The sequence below is a fragment of the Pseudoalteromonas sp. NZS100_1 genome, from assembly GCF_015864285.1.
Taxonomy (GTDB): Bacteria; Pseudomonadota; Gammaproteobacteria; order Enterobacterales; family Alteromonadaceae; genus Pseudoalteromonas; species Pseudoalteromonas arctica.
Window position 1 is genome coordinate 132,257 of sequence record NZ_JADYXN010000006.1, and the last position, 16,748, is coordinate 149,004.

At 38.6% G+C, this 16,748-nt stretch carries 13 protein-coding genes; 2 read left to right on the forward strand and 11 right to left on the reverse strand.

The features are described 5' to 3' along the window. Nucleotides 1-50 precede the first annotated feature (50 nt). The 8 genes from I6F66_RS06235 to I6F66_RS06270 form a co-directional block, all read right to left on the reverse strand. Nucleotides 51-1,394, reverse strand: coding sequence for an AAA family ATPase (locus I6F66_RS06235; RefSeq protein ID WP_169061033.1), 1,344 nt, complete (start codon nucleotides 1,392-1,394; stop codon nucleotides 51-53). Next, a complete protein-coding gene (gene aroB, locus I6F66_RS06240) occupies nucleotides 1,395-2,465 on the reverse strand; it encodes a 3-dehydroquinate synthase (protein ID WP_010553793.1) in 1,071 nt (356 codons plus the stop codon). A gap of 27 nt (nucleotides 2,466-2,492) precedes the next feature. Beyond that, the gene (aroK, locus tag I6F66_RS06245) at nucleotides 2,493-3,011 is read right to left on the reverse strand and encodes a shikimate kinase AroK (protein WP_004589350.1); all 519 of its coding nucleotides are present in this window, start codon (nucleotides 3,009-3,011) and stop codon (nucleotides 2,493-2,495) included. 184 nt (nucleotides 3,012-3,195) lie between these two features. Beyond that, nucleotides 3,196-5,301 carry a type IV pilus secretin PilQ gene (locus I6F66_RS06250; protein ID WP_165740601.1) on the reverse strand — a complete coding sequence of 702 codons (2,106 nt, stop codon included), beginning with the start codon at nucleotides 5,299-5,301 and terminating at the stop codon, nucleotides 3,196-3,198. Beyond that, nucleotides 5,288-5,827, reverse strand: coding sequence for a pilus assembly protein PilP (locus I6F66_RS06255; RefSeq protein ID WP_007586272.1), 540 nt, complete (start codon nucleotides 5,825-5,827; stop codon nucleotides 5,288-5,290). Before I6F66_RS06255 ends, I6F66_RS06250 begins: the two co-directional genes overlap by 14 nt. After that, complete coding sequence (locus I6F66_RS06260; RefSeq protein WP_007586270.1) at nucleotides 5,824-6,429, reverse strand: type 4a pilus biogenesis protein PilO; 606 nt, start codon at nucleotides 6,427-6,429, stop codon at nucleotides 5,824-5,826. The genes I6F66_RS06255 and I6F66_RS06260 overlap by 4 nt, the downstream gene beginning before the upstream one ends. Beyond that, nucleotides 6,419-6,991: a PilN domain-containing protein gene (locus tag I6F66_RS06265; RefSeq protein ID WP_007586268.1), complete on the reverse strand. Its 573-nt coding sequence runs from the start codon at nucleotides 6,989-6,991 to the stop codon at nucleotides 6,419-6,421. The genes I6F66_RS06260 and I6F66_RS06265 overlap by 11 nt, the downstream gene beginning before the upstream one ends. Then, the gene (locus I6F66_RS06270; RefSeq protein WP_024589891.1) at nucleotides 6,979-8,058 is read right to left on the reverse strand and encodes a pilus assembly protein PilM; all 1,080 of its coding nucleotides are present in this window, start codon (nucleotides 8,056-8,058) and stop codon (nucleotides 6,979-6,981) included. Before I6F66_RS06270 ends, I6F66_RS06265 begins: the two co-directional genes overlap by 13 nt. 130 nt (nucleotides 8,059-8,188) lie before the next feature. Here I6F66_RS06270 and I6F66_RS06275 point away from each other — a divergent pair, with 130 nt between their 5' ends. Further along, on the forward strand, nucleotides 8,189-10,681 hold the full coding sequence (locus I6F66_RS06275; protein WP_197119283.1) for a penicillin-binding protein 1A: 2,493 nt from the start codon (nucleotides 8,189-8,191) through the stop codon (nucleotides 10,679-10,681). Nucleotides 10,682-10,745: 64 nt separating this feature from the next. On the opposite strand, the gene metL is transcribed toward I6F66_RS06275, so the two are convergent. Both metL and metB read right to left on the reverse strand, forming a co-directional pair. Next, nucleotides 10,746-13,091 (reverse strand): bifunctional aspartate kinase/homoserine dehydrogenase II, encoded by a 2,346-nt coding sequence (gene metL, locus I6F66_RS06280; RefSeq protein ID WP_197208938.1) that lies wholly within the window; start codon nucleotides 13,089-13,091, stop codon nucleotides 10,746-10,748. A 170-nt stretch (nucleotides 13,092-13,261) separates the two neighbouring features. Next, entirely contained in the window at nucleotides 13,262-14,509 is a 1,248-nt protein-coding gene (gene metB, locus I6F66_RS06285) for a cystathionine gamma-synthase (protein WP_121954134.1), read from the reverse strand. 289 nt (nucleotides 14,510-14,798) lie between these two features. On the opposite strand from metB, the gene metJ reads away from it, so the two are divergent. Continuing rightward, nucleotides 14,799-15,119, forward strand: a complete 321-nt coding sequence (gene metJ, locus I6F66_RS06290; RefSeq protein ID WP_007586263.1) for a met regulon transcriptional regulator MetJ — start codon at nucleotides 14,799-14,801, stop codon at nucleotides 15,117-15,119. An 82-nt stretch (nucleotides 15,120-15,201) separates the two neighbouring features. Here the strand turns inward: metJ and I6F66_RS06295 are convergent, their stop codons facing one another. Next, the gene (locus I6F66_RS06295) at nucleotides 15,202-16,443 is read right to left on the reverse strand and encodes a malic enzyme-like NAD(P)-binding protein (protein ID WP_007582028.1); all 1,242 of its coding nucleotides are present in this window, start codon (nucleotides 16,441-16,443) and stop codon (nucleotides 15,202-15,204) included. Between the last annotated feature and the right edge of the window lie 305 nt (nucleotides 16,444-16,748).

Sequence of the window (16,748 nt, forward strand, 5' to 3'; positions counted from 1 at the left end):
CTCTTTACTTCAATCTGGTGTTGCGCGATTTTACACTAAAGCAGTGTGTTTTACTGATCAACGAGTGCTATTTCTTGCTTTATTTTACTAATTTTTTTATAGAAAGGTTTATTTTTTCTAACCTCAGCAGATAAAGTATCCATTGCTGATTTTGCTTCGTTTATACTTTCAAAACTGCCAAATGTAACAACCCACCATATTTTATTATTTCGCTTTGTTTGGTAAGTATGAGTTTGCTGCTGTAGATTGAATTGAGCAATAAAATTATCGCTAACTTCCTGCTGAGTTACGGCTAATAATTGAATAACACTATTTGTATCTATTTGCTGCATGTACCATATATTATCTTGGCTGATCTGGGTTTGCTCTGCTGTATTTACTTTTAGAGCTTCAGATTTAACGTCACTTGATACACTGCTTTTATTATTAGTACTATCATCAACATCATTGTCTAATACGTTAACTGTGTTGCCAGGTTCGGTAAGGCTTTGCATTATGGCAGGCACATCATTAATGTGTACACGCTCTGGCTTAATATCTGGCTCAACTACTTCAAGTTCATTTAAGTTAATTATTGAGTCATTTTTCTTTATAGCCGGCTCACTTACTTGCTCTATAGATATTGCTGTATTTACTACTTGTGTTTCTTCTTGCTGATAATACTGTTGCCACCACTGCGTCATATCCGACTTATAAAGCAGACCAATAATTAAAAGCATAATCAGCAACATCAAAATCAATAAGTGTAATCGCCAAGACACTTTGTCTTTAACAATAATATCGGCTATGTGCTCACTAGGTTGCCAAGCAAGCAATAAGCTTGGATTACCATGAGCCTCAGCTAAAAAAGTACTAAATACAGGGTCTTCATCATAGGGTAAGTCTGTAAAGTACCACTGCAATAACATCTTGCTTTCTCGAAGCGTTAGCGGCTCCAGATAAATTTCAACAGCGTTATTTAAAGCCAGTTTGGACTGTGAAGCTATTATAATATATAGCGTATTTGGGCTGTTTTTAGAAAGTAACTCAAGCTCAATTAACATCTCATCAGATAATTGCCTACCGCCATCAAGTACCCATAAACATGGCCCGCATGGTTGCTGCTGCAGTAATTGGTAATAGTTTTCAGGTAAACTTAAGTTATGATCAATCAGGGGAGAGTTAAAGCTTTGCTCTAATAACTCACTCATTAGCTGAGCATCAGTCATTTGCGCACTTACTTGCACGAAGGCTTTATTAAAGTCGTTGTATTTATCTGTAATGAAGGTTTCGAGCATGTAACTTTTACCTAGCCCAGAAGTGCCAAGTAAAACAATTAAATTTTGCCCGTACTCAAATTGCAGTGCGATTCTATCCACCAAAGCCGCACGGCTTGGTAAAATTTGTGACTGCATTTACTGCTCGATTAAGTCTCTAACTTGATCATCAGATACATTATCAACTAATGCACACTGGCCAAATTGGGTAGGTAGAATAAAGCGGATAGTGCCTTTTTTATTCTTTTTGTCTTTACGCATATGCGTTAAAAACTGCTCGCTAGTCATTTGCTTTGGAATTTCTGTTGGTAAATTATATAGCTCAAGCAGCTTAATAATTCGATCAACTTCATCTGCGCTTAAATCTTGGCGTGTCTTGGCAAGTTTAGCTGCTAATACCATTCCTGTTGCAACAGCTTCGCCGTGTAACCAAACGCCATAACCCATCTGTGCCTCAATTGCATGGGCAAATGTATGGCCTAAGTTTAACAAAGCCCGTAAGCCGTGTTCTTTTTCATCTTGAGCAACTATAAGCGCTTTTATTTCACAACATCTAAAAATGATATGCTGTAAGCATGCTTCATCTAATTGCTGTAAATTAGTCACATTTCGCTCTAAATAGGCAAATAATTCGGTATCGTAAATCAGACCATACTTAATTACCTCAGCCATACCTGCTGCAAACTCTCGTGCAGGTAGAGTGTGTAATGTTTGCGTATCAATAAAAACCGCTTGAGGCTGATAAAATGCCCCTATCATATTTTTACCTAACGGATGATTTACTGCCGTTTTTCCACCTACCGATGAATCAACCTGTGAAAGCACTGTCGTTGGTATTTGAATAAACGGTACGCCGCGCTGATAACAAGCCGCTACAAAACCAGTTAGGTCACCTACAACACCGCCACCTAACGCAATTAAACACGTATCTCGGCCACAGTTATTTTGTAGTAAAAATGCTGATATTTTTTCAAACCATTCAAGTGATTTATATTGCTCACCGTCAGGAATAATAAAAGATAGCGGATTTAGATCAGCTAATGAATCAAGTAACCTTTGCAAATATAAAGGCGCTATTGTGTCATTAGTAATGATGATAGGCCGACAATCACCAATGTGGTGAACCAGGCGGCCATTATCTTGAAGTGCAGATTGCCCAATATAAATAGGATAACTTCGCTCGTCCAAATTAACAGTTAATTTAAGCATGCTTGGCTATTCCTTTATTATTGGTTTTTAAAAATCTAATTTCTCGATGATTTGGTTAGCAACAACTTTAGCGCTTTGCTCATCGGTACGTACAACAAAATCAGCAACTTCTTTGTATAGTGGCTCGCGTTCTTCTGCTAAGCGCTCTAGTACGTTACGAGGTGCTTCTTCAGTTTGCAGTAATGGACGACGCTTGTCGCGTTGCGTGCGTGCAACTTGCTTCTCTATAGGTGTCTCTAGGTATACAACGATACCTCGAGCCGAAAGCTTGTTTCGAACTTCTTTGCTCATTACTGAACCACCACCGGTAGCAAGTACAATACCTTGCATCTCGGTTAAATCGCCAATAACAGACTCTTCTCGAAGTCTAAAGCCTTCTTCACCTTCAAGATCGAATACCCATGCAATATCTGCACCTGTGCGGCGTTCGATTTCTTGATCAGAATCAACAAATTCAAGGTGTAATTGGTCAGCGATGTGACGACCAATCGTGCTTTTGCCAGCCCCCATGGGGCCAACTAGAAATATATTACGTTTCTCAGCCATATCTTTTAGTACAAACAAACTCTAAAATTTGAAATAAAACCCCGCCTAACGACCTGGCCCCAAAATTAAGGAGGGGATTATCTCAGTAATTGCAGGGGTATTTCAAGTCAATTAGGATAAAAAGCCATATAACGAGCAATTAATCTAAATAATCACCCGTTGGTTAACATAAAACCACTGTATTTTAATCAATTTGTATTTTTGGTGTCACAAAAATAAGTAATTCACGCTTTTCATTAAACTCACTTGTGCTTTTAAATAGTCTTCCTACATAAGGAATATCACCTAAAATTGGTACTTTACTTGTAGTATTAATGATTTGCTGCTGGAAAATACCACCGAGTACTACGGTTTGTCCATTCTCAACTAATACTTGTGTTTGGATCTCTTGGGTATCAATAGACACAGCTTCACCTGTACCCGTTTGTACGGTATCACCACGTGTATCTTGAGTAATCACTAAGTCTAGTATTACTTTATTATCCGGGGTTATATGAGGCGTTACTTCTAAACTCAGTACCGCTTTTTTAAAGCTTACGGTAGTAGCACCACTTGAAGCTGACTCAGTGTAAGGAATTTCAGTACCTTGCTCTATTCGCGCTTTTTGCTGGTTTGCTGCAATAATGCGCGGGCTTGCAATAATCTCACCTTTGTTCTCTTTTTCAAGCGCACTTAGCTCTAAATCAATTAACGTTCCGTTAGCCAGTTTTGCTATGTGTAAGCCAATACTCGCTGCTGGGTTTGATGTAGGTAAATTTACATTTAATCGATCTGAAATACTTGGCGCATTTGAAGTTGATGTCGCGTTATAAATGCCTTCTGCGCCTTCAAGTGAGCCTGAAATACCAACACTACTACCTTGGTCACTAAAGCCCCAGCGTACGCCTAAGTCCTCAGTAACATTATCACGCACAGTTACCATACGAGATTCTATTACAACCTGCTGTACTGGAATATCGAGTGTTTCAATCATGCGGCGGATATTTTCTATACTCTTTACCGTATCTTTTACTAATAAGGTATTTGTACGCTGATCAACCGATACACTACCACGGGCTGTTATAATGCTGTTTCTATCTGTTTTTAATAAATCAGCAAAATCTTCGGCCTTAGCATAGTTTAATCGAATGTATTCACTGTACAGAGGCTCTAAGTCTTCAACTTGCTGTTTAGCTTTTAAATCTTTAGCTTCACGTGCAGCTAGTTCTTCTGCAGGTGCTACCATTAAAATAGAGCCATCCATGCGCTTATCTAGCCCTTTAATACGCAGTACTACATCAAGCGCTTGATCCCACGGTACGCCATCTAAGCGCAGCGTTATGTTACCCGTTACTGAATCGCTGGTTACTAAGTTAAAGTCATTGTAGCCCGCAATAATTTGTAGTGCTGCTCGCACAGAGATATCTTGAAAATTTAAGGTCATAGGGCGACCTTGATACTCAACGCCACCATCTAAATAGGCGTTTTGCGTTTCATCTTTTTCTACCGTCAGCGTTAAAATATTATCTATTTGCTGGTACGTAAATGTAAACTGAGCGTTTGGCTCAATAACGACACGACTTAATCCGTCTTCTTTAAAAGTCTCGATATTACTTACAACAGTACCAAAATCTAATACATCTAATTCATAAAGTAGGTCATCTAAAATATCGGTGTGATGAAAGTCAGCGTAAATTTTACCGCCACTTTCATGGACTTCAATTGCAGCTTGAGTGTCTTGTAAAAATACGAGTACTTTCGCTTCGCCCTTTTCACCACGTCTAAAATCAATTGATTGGATACGGTTGATGTAATTTCCACTTACATCACCTGAGTCCATCGCTACATCTTCATTTTCAGATTCTGTAAGAGGATTATCAGACACGCGTATTGATACTAAGTTGTTATGAACTTCAGTTTCATAAATTTTTAATCTATCTAAGTTTACCGTTACCTTTAAACCACTGTTAGTTAAAACATTAGTAACACTGCTAATTCCAGCTTGATTAACTTCAACATCATTTAAACCAACCTCTAACTCTGCGGTATCAAAAAACATTTCGATTCGGGCTGGGCTATTAAACACCTGAACTTTTGGCTCAAGCGTTAACTCTTCATCAAAAACAAGCTGTAACTCAGTTTCGCCTTTAAGTAATGGATTATAACGAACATCATAAAGTAACGGCCCTGCAACGGCTGAATTTACAGTGACTAAAGCAACAGCAGCCAGTAATGTTTGTGAAATACGATGAAGCCAAAGTACATCCTTATGCATGCTATTTTTACCTTTTTTATTATTAATTTGCGCCATCTGTTGCCGCCTCTAACATTTCTAATTTAGTCAAGCGCTCTTTCCAACAGCCAGACCCATCAGGGATTAATTCCACTAACTCTATATAGTCGTTACTTACTGTTTTTACTTTGCCATCATAACTACCAAGGTAATTCCCTACCGTTACACGATGCAAAGTAGCGTCAGCTGCTGTTATTAATGCCCATATTTGTCCACTAGAACCAATTGTGCCTTTCATTGCTAAGTTATCTAGCGGGTATTTTTCTAACGGTTCGCGGCGACGCTCTTGATCTGGGTGCAAACAGTTTTTTACTTGCGTTAATTTATTTTGGATTATCTCAGGCTGAGGCGCTACAAACGGGCTACGTAGCTGACCAGCACTGTACTCAAATATTTCAAACTTTGTCAGCTCAGGAATTGATTCAACCTTTGGTGTTGTGCTTGCTTTTACTTGATCAATAAATTCTTTTTGCTCAGACGTATCATCATTACAACCACTCAAAACAAACACCATTACTACAGGTACTACGCGAAGGAGCTTCATTTTTTAACCCCTTCTTCATAGCGATATGTTTTTGCAACAACACTAAATGTTAACTGTTTATCGCCCGATGATAAAATAGAAAAGTCATGTAAGCTTACAATTCGTGGTAACTGAGCTACTTTACCCACAAACTCACCAAATTCATGGTAGGTCCCTATCACTTCTATTTTAATCGGTAATTCAGTATAAAATTCTTTCTCGACTTCTGGTAACCAACCTATTTTTAAAAAAGTCAGACCACTTGTTGTGCCAACATACGACAAATCATCAAGTAAACCAGGGGTTTCGTTAGAGGTAGGTAAACGTTTTAATAATTGTGAAAACTTATCTTCCATTTCAATCATTTGTTGACGGTAGATCTCAAGCTTACTCGCGACTGCGTATTTAGTGCGATAAGTTGTGCGTAACTCGACCTCTTTCGCAACTGCACTGTGGTAACTATCAATTTCATCAGAAACTAATAGGCTATAACTAAAAAACAATACAAGTCCGGCAACAAACGTACAGCAAATTGCTTTAACTGCAATAGGCCAATCGCCAATGTTATCAAGCTCTATTTCATTCCAATCAATTTCACTCAGTGCTTTAAAATCAAGGCTCATCGCTAACCTCACCAATTTTATCAAATGGTTTTACATAAAATTCCATATTAAAATCACTAAGTAAACGCGAAGATTGATCGCCTGCAACAATACCTTGCATTGAAGGATTCTCTAGTAAATATGAGCTTTGTACTTGGCGCAGCATAGTTGATAAACGGTTATTAGATTCACTGCGTCCCAATACATGTATTTGGCTGCCTCTGCGCTCGAGTTTTGTTAAATAAACCCCACCCGGTACTATTTTGGCAACTTCATCCATTATTTGCGTACCCAAATTACGGCTGCTTTGCAATTCTTCAATGAGTCTCATACGCTGCTGTAAGTTTTCTTTTCTTTTATCTAAACTTCTAATTTCACTTATTTTTTTATCTAGCATGCTAATTTCTGAACTTAAATAGTTATTCTTTAAGTTTTGACCGTCTTTTAATGCACTATAAAAAGAGCTTAATAAGTACATACTCGCAAAACAAAGTATAACGACGCCAATAAGTATAGTTACAAATTTCTTTTTCGATTCTTCGCGCTGCGATTCACGCCAAGGAAGTAGATTTATATGTGGCATGTTGAAAAGCTCCTTAATGCCAACCCTGTCGCAATTGCAAACTGCGTTTTGTGACGCTGCATTACATTACGATCTACTTTTGGAGAAATTTCCATATTTTCAAAAGGCTCAGCAACGACAGAGTGAATACCTAGTTCTTCAATGAGTAATCGGTCAATACCTTTAATCATCGATGTACCACCTGTTAATACAATATAGTCGATTTGCTCTTTGCCACTGGTTGTTAAAAACATTTGCACCGCGCGTCGCACTTGTTGAAGTAACGAAGTTTGAAAAGGGGCTAATACTTCAAATGTGTAGTTTGGCGGTAAATCACCTGATGTTTTACCAATTTCAGCTTCATCAAATCCTTTATTATAATAAGCAACAATACTATTTGTATATTGGTCGCCACCAAAAACTTGGTCACGTGTATAAATTGTTTCCCCTGCTTGAACAACGCTCACGAGCATTAAAACCGCACCAATATCAACCACAGCCACACATTTATTAAATGCGTCGCTAGGTAATTGTTGGTAATACACATCCATTGCACGACTTAACGCATAGCTTTCTACATCAACTATTTTAGCTTCTAAATTTGCAGCTTCTAAAGCGCCAACTCGCGCTTCTACACTCTCAGTACGAGCAGCTGAAAGCAAAACATTCATTTTACTAGGATCGGCCTCATTCGTCGAAAGCTTCTCAAAGTCGAGGCTCACTTCATCAAGAGGATATGGAATTAAACTATCGGCTTCAATTTCAATTTGCGACTCAAGTTCAGCATCAGTTAACGATACATCCATGAAGATCACTTTTGTAATGACTGTTTGGCCAGAAACAGCCACTGCTGCAGATTTTAACGACTTTGGTAATTTTTTTCTTAATTTTGTAATTACGTTACCAATCGCTTCAATATCTTGAATTGTGCGCTCACTCATAGCGCCTTTTGGCATCGGCTCAATTGCAAGTGCTTCGAGTCGAAATCCAGTTTCAATTTCACGTAAAAGCACAGCCTTAATAGAGTGTGATCCAATATCAATTCCTACCATCATTTGGGACGGTTTTTGAAATAGTTGACTTAGCATGTTTCAACTTGGCCTTTGTTTTAATAATAAACAAGTTATAATTTTTATATGAAAAAATATTATTCATTTTTTAATCAATATATACTAGCAGTCAAAACTCGCAATTGGGAGTCCATTTAGGGAAATATAAGTGATTTTATTAAAACGAACTTTACAATTTTTTATCATTTGTGTGTTAATTGGTCTGATTACTTTGATCAGTCTTTATTACTACGTTAAACCTGATATCCCCAGTGTGCAAGTTTTAAAAGACGTGCAATTACAAACTCCTATGCAAGTATTCACTAAAGATGGGCTTTTAATCAATCAATTTGGTGAAAAACGTCGTATTCCAGTGACTATTGATGAAATTCCTCAAACACTCATTAATGCATTTTTAGCGACAGAAGATAATCGATTTTACGATCATATAGGCATAGACCCTATTGGTATAGTACGTTCGGCTGTTGTTCTTATATCTACTGGCGAGAAAAAACAAGGTGCAAGTACTATTACTATGCAGCTTGCTCGTAATTTCTTTTTAACACGCGAAAAAGCGTATATCCGTAAAGTTAAAGAAATATTTATAGCGCTTCATATTGAAGGAGTGTTAACAAAAGACGAAATTTTAGAGCTTTACCTTAATAAAATAGAATTAGGTAATCGTGCTTTCGGTATTGGTGCAGCAGCGCAAGTTTATTACGGTAAAGAGCTAAAAGATTTAACACTTGCGCAAATGGCGATGATTGCAGGTTTACCTAAAGCACCTTCAGCTTTAAACCCAATTCGTAACCCAACGCGTGCAAAAGCGCGCCGAAATGTAGTTTTAGGCCGTTTACTGACCGAAGACTATATAACACAAGAGCAATATAACGAAGCAACTAGCCAACCTATTACAGCTTATTTTCACGGTGCAGAAATAAACTTATACGCACCGTATATCTCTGAAATGGTGCGCGCTGAAATGGTTTCGCGCTATGGGGTAGATAAAGCTTACAACTCTGGTTTTAAAATTTTTACCTCAGTAGAGTCAAAGGTTCAAAAAGCAGCGCAAAACGCACTTGTAAATAACTTACACAGTTACGATATGCGTCATGGTTTTAGAGGTCCAACTGATGTTTTATGGAATCCTGAAACACAACCAGCTTTAACTGAGCAACAAATACTCAATAAATTACAGAGCGTAAATGAGTTAGGCACTTTAAAAGTTGCAGCAGTACTCAGTGTTAATAATAAAACAGCTACAGTACTACTTAAAAACGGTGAGCAAACAACTCTCAGTTGGGATAGTTTAAAATGGGCGCGTAAGTATATTACTCGCTACCGCCAAAGCTTTGCTCCAAAAGCAGCTACTGATATTTTAACGCCAGGTATGCAAATATGGGTACGTCAAAACGAAGATAACAGCTACTTATTAAGCCAAATACCAGAAGCATCAAGCGCTATTGTATCCCTCGATCCACAAGACGGTAGAATAAAAGCTATTGTAGGGGGTTACAGCTTTGAGCAAAGTCAATACAACCGAGCGATACAAGCTAAGCGTCAAGTGGGTTCTAATATAAAACCCTTTATATATTCAGCAGCACTTGAAAAAGGTTACACGCTTGCGTCTATATTAAATGATGCACCTATAAACCAATGGGATAAGAGCCAAGGCGTAGCATGGCGCCCTAAAAACAGCCCTGCTGTTTACAACGGTCCTATTCGAATTCGCCGTGCTTTAGCACAGTCTAAAAACGTTATTTCGGTGCGCTTACTACGTGGTGTTGGATTGCAACGTACAGCTGATCACTTACTAAAATTTGGTTTTAAAGACGCTGACATTAATCGTAGTGAATCATTAGCACTTGGTAGTGCTTCTATTACCCCGCTTGAACTTGCAAGAGGCATGAGCACATTTGCCAATGGCGGTCATTTAATTGAACCTTACTTTATCTCAGAAATTCAAGACGCTTACGGCAATATATTGTTTAAAGCAAACCCTGCTCTTGCCTGTGACGAAGAGCCTTTGCCAACACACAATGCTCTCTCGATGCATAATAGTGATGATGAAATGGAGCAAACGAAAAAATGTGCGCCGAGAATTATTTCTAAGCAAAATGCATTTTTAATTGCTGATGCTATGAATAGTGCAATTTGGGGGGGTGGTAGCTGGGCTCATAAAACAGGTTGGAGTGGAACCGGTTGGCGAGCACAAGCGCTAGATCGTCGCGATATTTCAGGTAAAACAGGCACAACTAATGACTCAGTAGATACCTGGTTTAGCGGTTTTAATAGTAATGTGATGACCTCAGTTTGGGTTGGCTTTGATAATCCGGGCAACGCTCTTGGTCGCTCTACATATAACAACAACCTAGATAGCAGCCAAATATCAGGTGCGGAATCTGGCGCTAAAACCGCGCAGCCAGCATGGGTTGAATTTATGAAAGCGGCACTTGAAGGCAAGCCTGAAGCCCCAATTGAGCCGCCTGAGGGACTTGTTTCTATTCGTATTGATTTAGCTACCGGCTTACTTAGCCATAAAAATGATTACACGAGTCGATTTGAATATTTTGAAAAAGGTACTGCACCTACAAAGTATGTGCTATCTCAGCCTAACGATATATTTGAAGAAGACACTAAAACAGAAGAAGAGCTATTTTAATAATATGTATGTAATACAAAAACGGCAGCTTATTTAAGCTGCCGTTTTTGTTTAAACCAGAGGTTTATTTTAAGTTTTGAACAAGCCAATATAAATCAGAGTGCACACCCGCGGCGGTCACTTCTCTACCCGCTCCTGGCCCCTGAATCACTAATGCGTTATCGCTATACCATTTGCTATTAATTACAAAAATATTATCGCCAGGTGTAAGGTTTGCTAATGCATCGCCATTAGGCACATACGCTATTCCCACTTTAGCAATTACTTCACCTTGTGTGATTTCTAACAAGCCCGTATATCTAAGTACTAAATTTTTAGACTTTGCTGTCACTGCATGCTCTTCGATGAACGCGTCTAGCTGTGCTTTTTTATTTAAAAAGTCATCCCAACTTCCCAGCGCAAGTTCATCTGGCATCAATGCCGATAAGCTAATATCGTCAAGTTCAAGCTCAACACCTAGCTCTCGAGCTAAAATAAGTAGCTTACGCTGCATATCTCGCCCAGATAAATCTTCGCGAGGGTCTGGCTCTGTGAATCCCATTTTCTGAGCTTCCAGTAGCAACTCAGAAAATGGCCTTGTTCCATCATATTTACTGCATAACCACGAAAGCGTGCCTGAGAAAACACCTTCTATACGTGTTATTTTATCGCCACTATTTTGCAAATCAGCCAAAGCAAAGTTAATAGGTAAGCCAGCGCCTACACTGGTGTTATATCGCCAATGTAAATTACGTTCTTTAATATTACTACGAAGTGCTTTATACCAAGTAGTAGGTGCTGTTCCAGCGTATTTATTAGCACTAATTAAATGACAGTTTCTATCTACAAAGTCTGGATATAACAAGCTAAATTGTTCACTTGCGGTAATATCAATTACAATTTTATGCTCGTAATCGAGCTCATTTATAGCATTCAGTAAATCTGCAGATTGATAGCTATTTGCCTCATGCTGCCATTGAGTTTTCCATTGCTGTGTATTAATACCACTTGCATTAAACAGCATTTTTTTAGAGCGAATTAGACCGACTAATTTAATACTAAAGTCATCCGATAAACGCTCAAATTGTGCCGATAACTGTTTAATGAAAACGTCGCCAACGTTACCAAGCCCCGCAACTATAATTGCGATTTCTTGGCCTTTATTAATTAGCTTATCGTGTAAGTCACTTTGTATATCACTATCTATAAATTGATCGGTAAGCAATAAAGCATAGCCAGTATCTTGATGGACAAAACGAGGTTTTATGCTGTGGAGTTTTAATAAATCTAATGCTTGTAAGCTTAATGTATTAACGTCTTGCTCAAGCGCTACAATTGCACAACCGTTTAAATTTGACTCGCTAATATTTGCCCTACCCGCAAAGTAATTAATAACTTGATATGTTTGTGCAGCCGGTACTACTAAATACACTTCACCATTATGGTTAAAGTGATGAAGGCTATGCTGAATAAGCTGACTAACACTTGCAACCTCACCTTCACTTAACCCTTCAACCATTAATAGGTCAACATTTTGCAACGTGGTTATAAAGCGCTTTTTCTTCGCTGAACCTTCTTTTACTATATCTGTTGGACTTGCTTGTACGTCAAAACTACTGCGAACAGCTAGCTTAATATCTGTGTTTTTAAGTGGCGATAGTGTTTTTGCATGTAATACAGGGTTACCCAAACGAGCTAATAAATTAGCCTGTCCACGGCAAATTTTGCCGTACTTAATCGCTTTTTGTACCTTGCGAGGATCAGTGCTATACACCCCCTGTGTATCAGTCCAAATACATACTTGCTTAGCATGGCAATAATTTGCAAGTAGTGTTGCACTGTAGTCACTGCCATTTCGGCCAAGCGTTACTGTCTCGCCTTTGATATCTGCGGCAATAAACCCAGTAACAATATTTATTTTATTAGGCAAAATTAACTGCCCACATTGCTGCGCATTTTGCGCATGCATTAATTCGCCATCATTTAAGGTAAAAAGAGTACGTGCATCTTGAGCGCATGCCTCAATATTTAGCTGCTGTAAATAAGTAGCGAGTAAACGTGCTGACCACAGTTCGCCATGTGCAAGCAATGCAGCCTCTTTTAGCTGCTCAGCTTGAGCAAGTTCTGCAATATAGCTAAGTTCGATACTTAGTGTTTTAAGTGCACTTCGTTTTAAATCGGCTTCTAATAGCTGCTCTATTAAATCACTTTGATGGTTATTTAACTGCAGTAAAATATCAGCGACTGCTTGAGTATCTTGTTTTTGATAGCTTTGCCAAAGTAATACTAGCGTATCGGTTGTCTTACCCGCAGCCGATACCACAACACAGTCGCCCGTCTGAGTATGCCCAATAATTATTTTAGCTACGCTTTGATAGCGCTCACTTGAGCTTAAGCTTGAACCACCAAATTTATGTACACAATTGACCATATTTATACCAATTCGCTTAATTAAGTTGTCTATTTTGAGGATAAGAAAACCGTGTCGATAACAAGGCAAAAATTTCGTTGTTTAGTTGTTCTATATGAGAAATTTTTAACGAAGTTAGCGTGCGGTTTAATCCCTCAAATTGATTAGGTATTATTGCGGATTGGTATTACTTACCAAAGCGCCGGACGGGCTGCACTTAATTTAACGTTACCACCAGGAGTGCCTGCTCCTTTGCCTACACGGCCAACATTTTTATTTTGCCCTGGTTTTACAAGTTCAAACACTCGTTCAAAATCAGCGACTAAATCGTGTATATCTTCAATACCTACCGAAATACGAATAAGCGTATCGCCCACACCCGCTTCTAAACGTGCTGTTGCCTCCATACCTGCGTGCGTCATAGTTGCAGGGTGACAAATTAAGCTCTCTACGCCACCTAGTGACTCAGCTAAACTAAACGTTTTAAGGCTAGTTAAAAATGCCGCAGCGTCGTTTATATCGCCTTTAATATCAAAACTCACCATGCCACCAAAACCAAGTTGCTGTGCTTTAGCCAGCTCATGTTGAGGATGTGACTCAAGACCTGGGTAGTAAACTTGGCTTACATATTCAGAGCTTTCAAGATACTTAGCTATTGCCAGTGCATTTTCTTGATGCTGCCTTAGGCGCACATTTAAAGTACGTAAACCACGAAGCGTTAAATAGCTATCAAAAGGCGCACCCGTAATACCAATGTTATTAGCCCACCAAGCAAGCTCATCGCCTAACTCTTGTGTTGCGGCAATAACAGCGCCGCCTACTACATCTGAGTGTCCGTTAATGTATTTAGTGGTTGAATGCACCACAATATCTACACCAAACTTAAGAGGATTTTGTAAAGCAGGCGACAAAAACGTGTTATCTGCAGCCACCAATGCACCGCATTGCTTTGCAACATCGGTCACCGCTTTAATATCTGTTAAACGAAGTACTGGGTTACTTGGGGTTTCTATCCAAATAAGCTTAGGTTTAATTACTAAAATTTGTTGAAGGCTTTCTTCTTTTGTTAAATCTAATATTTCGAGCTTTAGTAGTCCGCGTTTTTGTAAAGATGTAAATAAACGATAGCTGCCACCATAACAATCATGTGGAATTACTAACGTATCGTCACTATTAAGTAGCTGAGTAGCTAAATGCACGGCAGCCATGCCTGTAGCTGTAATTATGCCACGAGCGCCACCTTCAAGCTTAGCAAGCGTCTCAGCTAAAATATCACGATTAGGATTACCGCTACGACCATAATCATACTCACGCTTAGTATCAAAGTCGGCAAACGAATAAGTAGTCGATAAATAAATTGGCGGTACCACCGCACCATGATGTTTATCAGCATCAACGCCGTTACGTACAGCAATGGTCGCTTTGTTTTTTTCGCTCATATTCGTCACCTGATTAATTTGGATGTTTAGACGTCTAAAAGAGTAAGTTATCCGTTTTGATAAGTCAAAGTATTTTAAAGCTCTAGATGGCTAAAAGTAGAAGGGGCTTCTGCGAATAACACATTTTAGCTCACAAAAGTGTGCTTATCTTTACACCTACAATAGGCTTATTAAGATAGATCGGTATCTATTATTTGACTATCTTTTTTAAATCGATAGAATTTCACGCATATTTACACGCTTTTTATACCGTGTGAGAAATTAATAATCTGAGGCAACGATACATCTTATGGCTAAATGGAATGGTGAGTATATTCACCCATACGCAGAACACGGTAAAAAATCAGAGCAAGTTAAAAAGATCACCGTTTCGATCCCGCTAAATGTATTAAAGGTATTAACTGACGAACGTACACGTCGTCAAATCAATAACCTTCGCCATGCTACAAATAGTGAATTGCTATGTGAGGCATTTTTGCATGCTTTTACTGGCCAACCTTTACCAAATGACGATGACTTACGTAAAGATAACGCCGAAAAAGTACCAGAAGAAGTTAAAAAAATAATGCAAGAAATGGGTCTAGAAGTACCCGTTTTAAACGAAGAATAAATATTACAAAGACAAAAAAACCTCAGTAATTACTGAGGTTTTTTTATGTCTAAATTTTATTGCATAGCTCTACTGTATAGATTTACTGCATATAGTTTTCAGGTAGCTCAATTTGTGCAACACCTGACTCAATAGCAGCAAGTGCAACAGCTCTTGCTATACGCGGCAGTAAACGTGGATCCATTGGTTTTGGAATAATATACTGCGCACCAAATTCTAGTTTATCTACTCCAGCGGCTTTTAAAACTTCTGCAGGTACTGGCTCTTTGGCAATACTTCGAATAGCATCTACTGCAGCAATTTTCATTTCATCGTTAATAGCACTTGCACGTACATCAAGTGCACCACGGAAAATAAACGGGAAACATAAAACATTATTAACTTGGTTAGGGTAATCAGAGCGCCCTGTTGCCATGATTAAATCGTTGCGTGCGCCGTGCGCAAGTGCAGGATCAATCTCAGGATCTGGGTTTGAACATGCAAACACAACTGGTTTTGCAGCCATTAGCTTTAAATCTTCAGCCGCTAATAAGTTAGGACCAGAAACACCCACAAACACATCAGCATCTGCAATTACATCTTGCAATGTACGCTTATCGGTATTGTTAGCAAAAAGCTGTTTATATTCATTTAAGTCATCGCGGCGGGTATGAATAACACCTTTGCGGTCAAGCATATAAATGTGTTCACGCAGTGCACCACACTTAATTAACAGCTCCATACACGCAACAGCGGCAGCGCCTGCACCTAAACATACAATAATTGCATCTTCAATTGACTTACCTTGTACTTCTAGCGCATTTAACATACCAGCAGCCGTTACAATGGCAGTACCGTGTTGATCATCATGAAAAACAGGAATGCTACAACGCTCTATTAATGCTTTTTCAATTTCAAAACACTCTGGTGCTTTAATATCTTCAAGGTTAATACCACCGAATGTGTCGGCAATATTGGCAACCGTATTAATAAAGTCTTCTGTTGTTTTGTGCTTAACTTCAATATCGATAGAATCAAGCCCTGCAAAACGTTTAAACAATAGCGCTTTACCTTCCATTACAGGCTTAGACGCTAAAGGACCTAAATTACCAAGGCCTAGAATTGCAGTACCATTAGTAATAACCGCAACCATGTTACCTTTACCCGTATATTTATAAGCATTTGCAGGATCTGCAGCTATTTCACGTACAGGTTCGGCAACACCTGGGCTATACGCAAGTGCAAGATCATGAGCCGTTTCAGCTGGTTTTGTAAGCTCAATGCTAATTTTACCTGGTACGGGATGTGAGTGGTAATGTAGTGCTTGTTCACGAAAGTCAGACATAACGCGATGGTATCCTGCAATTTAAGTTAAAGTGAGAGATGGAGTCTTGGGGTACGATACCCTTATTATTTTTAAATTCCAAGCAATATCAGGTCTATCCTGTTATATGCTATATCCTATAATTTTAAGAGGTTTTTCAGTAACTTTGCAGGATTATATCAACATTTAATAAATAAAAATTCACCTAAAAAGTAAGTTTTAAGGTGCTTTTATGCCTATCAAAATCTTATAAAATGTATACTTAAAGTATCAGCATAAACTTAGAATAACAGCCTACTACCCTACTTTAAAAACAGATAAGCCCA